Here is a 1974-nt window from a genome sequence, read left to right as displayed (position 1 = left end):
TGGTAGCATTGATCGTGAACTTCTCAGCATCCGCACCGCTAGCAATGGCATAGGTCAGCGTCTGCCCGGCGTCGGGGTCGGTTGCGGAGACGGTCGAGACAGCACTTGTGTTCTCGGCTAAGGAGACAATTGCGGATGCCCCACCACCGTCAGAATTGATCGTTGGAGCCACATTGTCCGTAACGACTTGGAAAACGGCGGTATAGACGGGAGCGGTTGGATCGGATGGATTCGGGCTCGTGGGCAACCCATACCACGTTAGCGCATAGGCACCGTCGGCCAGCGCCGTGATCCGAGGATCCAAGTCCTGAAATCCACTGGTCTCGTTGACCCTGAGGACATTGTTGGTACCGACGGGCTGCCCGTCGGCGCCGAACGCTGCGGTGTAGATATCCGAACCACCGCCGCTGGCAGCCCACGACAGCGCATAGCCGCCGTTGGTCAATGCCGCAATTTGCGGTCGCTGCTCACCGAGTCCTGGCGAGTTCGAAACGTTCAGGGGGGTTGTGCCGGCGAGAAGCTGGCCATCGGGTCCATAGACGGCGGTGAAGACATCATTTCCGCCAACCCCATTGCCGAGCCAAACGATTGCGAAGCCGCCGCCGTCCAGCGCGGCTAACTGCGGATAAAGCCCACCACCACCCGAAACGTTGACTGCACCGGTGCCGGGCTTGGGCTGTCCATCGGCGCTGAAGACCGCAGTGTAGACAGCAGTATTGTTGTACCAGGCCAGTGCGTATCCACCATCCGCCAACGCAGTGATCTCAGGCGCTGATCCACCCCCGCCCGATAAACCTGAAGCACTGATGATGACCGAGTCGGGGACGGGCTGCCCATCGGCGCCATAGACCGCCGTGAAGACCTCAGGTGTCCCGCCGGCGATGGGGGCGGCTGTCCAAACCATGGCGTAGCCGCCGTTGGTCAGCGCGGCGATTTGAACATCAGTCTCGCGAAGCGTCGTCGTATTTGACACGTTGACGACGCTAGTGCCGCCAACCGGCTGCCCGTCATCAGTATAGACCGCCGTAACGATATCGTAGCCGTTCACGCCGGTCGCGGGCGCGTCGCCGTACCACGTGAGCGCATAGCCCCCGCCCGCCAGCGCCGTGACACGAGGATTATGATCCCAAAGGAAGGGACCGTTATTCGTGACATTCGATGTGCCGATGCCAGGGATCGGCTGGCCATCAGCCCCGTAGACTGTCGTATAGACTTCGAACGCCGCACCCGGCAGCTGGGCAAGCCAAGTCACCGCATATCGCCCGCTTGCCAGTGGTGTGATCTGCAGGTCGTAGTCGTTCGACCCGGGGGATTGTGTGACGTCTAAAATGCTGGATCCCGGAATTGGCTGACCGTCGGCCCCGTACACTACCGTGAATACGTCGCTGCCTCCCCCAAGGCTCGTTGGAGTGACCCCCATCCATGAGAGCGCGTAGCCGCCGTTCGTCAGCTTCCCAATATCAACAATCGGAAAACTCCTAGAACCTTGATCTGAAACGATGGTTGGGCCCTTAATCTGAATTAATGACATTGTACGAACTCCTTCGGAGATACGCCATTCTAGGCGGTTCAGCGGCCAACCTCGGAGGAACCCTAGAACCTCGCCAAACGCCTGCACGCGTCGAATGCATCACTCAAGCCTAGACGCCACCGGCGCGAGGTCTTGACGTAATGACGATTGCCTCTTGAGCTGTGCGCCGGGAGCGAACGAATCGATTGGGATATTCGGACCGATTAGAAGAAGGATGTGGTCCATTGGGTGCTCTCGTGACATGCTTGGGGTCGGGAGCGCTTGAAACTCTAAGACTATTCGAATTCCTCGTCCCGATCATGGTACAAACGTACTATCTGTACAAGAACGGTAATCACCTGACACTCGCCGCTGCCGGTTGAGCATCAGATTGCGGGTTGCGCGGGTAGGGTTTCGGGTGTGGCTTTCGTCTCCTTTGGCTGTTGCGGTTTTGCTTTGCGGGG

Annotated in this window: 1 protein-coding gene; it reads right to left on the bottom strand. The window is 59.3% G+C overall.

The window, feature by feature from the left end; translation table 11 throughout:
* Positions 1-1531: cadherin repeat domain-containing protein (locus AB1772_13390; GenBank protein ID MEW5797333.1), on the bottom strand; the 1531-nt coding region annotated here is incomplete at its 3' end.
* Positions 1532-1974: the final 443 nt, after the last annotated feature.

This window comes from Candidatus Zixiibacteriota bacterium (assembly GCA_040752815.1).
Classification (GTDB): Bacteria; Zixibacteria; MSB-5A5; order GN15; family FEB-12; genus JAGGTI01.
Note: the sequence above shows the minus strand (reverse complement) of the source record. Positions and strands in the feature narration are given on the sequence as shown.